This is a genomic window from Seohaeicola saemankumensis, assembly GCF_021021435.1.
GTDB lineage: Bacteria > Pseudomonadota > Alphaproteobacteria > Rhodobacterales > Rhodobacteraceae > Seohaeicola.
Genome location: NZ_JAINWI010000054.1, coordinates 1 through 1933, shown reverse-complemented (window position 1 = coordinate 1933; position 1933 = coordinate 1). Strand labels below are relative to the sequence as shown.

The window sequence follows — 1933 nt, the reverse complement described above, 5'->3', positions numbered from 1 at the left end:
TTGGGGATTTCAGAGACGGTGACCGCGCATCCAATCCAGGCGGCTGTCGTTTCTGCACTGACCTTTGCTGTTGGGGCGGTCATCCCGTTGGTCATCACATTGATGGCGCCCGCGGCGCAGCTTGTGTCCGTGGTCGCGGGAACAACACTGATAGCCCTTGCGATCTTGGGCGCAGCCGGTGCTTCTGCGGGAGGTGCGGGGCTTGCCCGGGGCGCTGTCCGGGTAACGTTCTGGGGCGCTTTGGCCATGGCTGCTACGGCCACAGTGGGCATGGTGTTCGGCGTGACAGTCGGATAGCGGGCAGAGCCGTGATCAAGATAAAGTTCCGGACCGTTTCGGGGGCTTGCAGAGGCGTATAGGCCAAGACAACCAGAGAACTATTTGACGAAGTGTGGCATTCATCCAGTGTCGCCGCCGTCCAGAACCGCGTTCAGGGTCTGCGGACTGAATTCCCTCCGGCGATGATCCGTCGGATCAGTGCTGCAGCGGCGCGGTGCTTTACGGCATCTGCTTCAGACCCGACAAAGTTTTCGTGGGTTGCCGCTGCATCCGTGAGAACACCCATGATTTCTTTCTCGGGCAAAATATGCGCATCATTCAGCGCGAGAAGCAGGGCTTCGCAGATGGTAAGCGCAGCCATTCCTGAATGTATTTGGTCGTCCGTCATAGGGTATTGGCCTTTCCGACAAGTGCGATGCGGGGGATATGCGTCACGGATCGTATCCTTGATGCCGCCGACAGCGTTCTGGACCTTGCCTTCGACCTTTTCGGCCTGACCCTCTGACTCGAGCTTCGCGTCGCTGATCGCCTTGCCGAGTGCAACCTTAGCCTTGCCTTTGACGACCTTTGCGGAGCCGATTACCCGATCCTTGTCCATGGTGTATTCCTTCTCGAGGGTTGCGGCCGCCAAACGCAGGGTGAACATAAAGCATTCTGCCGCGTTTTTGTGCCGGTTTCGTTTTGATAGAGCTCAGCGCGTGGGCGTAGTCACGATTTCGACCCGACGATTTTGCGCCCTGCCGACAGCAGTGACGTTCGTCGTGATCGGCTCGTTGTACCCGCGACCAGAATAATTGATCCGCGATGCGGATACGCCGTCTCTGATCAGGATGCGAGCAACGGCCAATGCCCGATCTTGGCTCAGCTGTTGGTTATATGCAGCAGAGCCGACGTTGTCGGTATGACCCACAACACGGACCGTCGAGTTCGGATGTGCGTTCAGTGAGCGGGCGACCTCGCGCAGGGCTGGCAGGAAACTGGATGCCACCGTGGAGGATCCTGTCGGGAAGGTCACACCCTCTGGCAGAATAACACGGAGCTGGCTGCCGGTGTTGGTGATGATCGCGCCAGTGCCAGCGAGCTGCTGGTTCAACTCGCGTTCCTGTTGGGCGATGTTGGCCCCGATGGCACCTCTGACTGCAGCACCGATCGCGCCGCCGATGATAGTGGATCGAGTGTCATCCCCAATGACGTTTCCAATGGCTGCCCCTGTCACACCACCGATAACCGCACCCGTTGCAGGTTGTTTCGGCGTACCATTGTTGTAGGTGCAGCCGGTCAAGGCGATGACAGTTGCGGCAGAGAGAGGTCCTGCAATCTTGATCATGGAACTTGTCCTTTTGGAGTGAGCCCTTCCAGAAGATGACGTAGTTCCATGTCCTGGACACGGCGATTGAGTCTTTTTCGCCTGTTGTCTCAAGAGCCGCACTAACCCTGATCAGCCTATAGAATTGAATCCAGTTGCGTCGCCAAACCCACTCCAAGAGATTACCCAGCTATCCCAATGCGTGGCGGTGGTGAAATGATACTCAGCGGCCCGACTTGCCCATGAGCGTCGGTAAATAGATGACTGACGGCACGGTTAAAAAGACCGCCAGCCGAAATGAATCGCTCCGGGTTTGTCGGAGACCATCAACTTAAGTAAGGATGATGG

3 protein-coding genes and 1 pseudogene are annotated in these 1933 nt (G+C 57.5%); 1 reads left to right on the top strand and 3 read right to left on the bottom strand.

Features of this window, described 5'->3' with window-relative positions; translation table 11 throughout:
* On the top strand, positions 1-297 hold a 297-nt coding region (locus K7H22_RS19915; RefSeq protein ID WP_230802547.1), incomplete at its 5' end, for a VIT1/CCC1 transporter family protein.
* A gap of 133 nt (positions 298-430) precedes the next feature.
* Here the strand turns inward: K7H22_RS19915 and K7H22_RS19910 are convergent.
* The 3 genes and pseudogenes from K7H22_RS19910 to K7H22_RS19900 all read right to left on the bottom strand — a co-directional run bounded on the left by K7H22_RS19910 (position 431) and on the right by K7H22_RS19900 (position 1606).
* On the bottom strand, positions 431-667 hold the full coding sequence (locus K7H22_RS19910; RefSeq protein ID WP_230802548.1) for a hypothetical protein: 237 nt from the start codon (positions 665-667) through the stop codon (positions 431-433).
* 54 nt (positions 668-721) lie between these two features.
* Positions 722-877, bottom strand: a pseudogene (locus tag K7H22_RS19905) (CsbD family protein); the annotation flags it as partial.
* Positions 878-970: 93 nt separating this feature from the next.
* On the bottom strand, positions 971-1606 hold the full coding sequence (locus tag K7H22_RS19900) for an OmpA family protein (RefSeq protein WP_230802546.1): 636 nt from the start codon (positions 1604-1606) through the stop codon (positions 971-973).
* Positions 1607-1933 lie beyond the last annotated feature (327 nt).

What these genes read in the sequence shown, in the direction of transcription:
- K7H22_RS19900 (WP_230802546.1), bottom strand. Translation starts at nt 1,606, where the DNA reads ATGATCAAGATTGCAGGACCTCTCTCTGCCGCAACTGTCATCGCCTTG.
- K7H22_RS19910 (WP_230802548.1), bottom strand. Translation starts at nt 667, where the DNA reads ATGACGGACGACCAAATACATTCAGGAATGGCTGCGCTTACCATCTGC.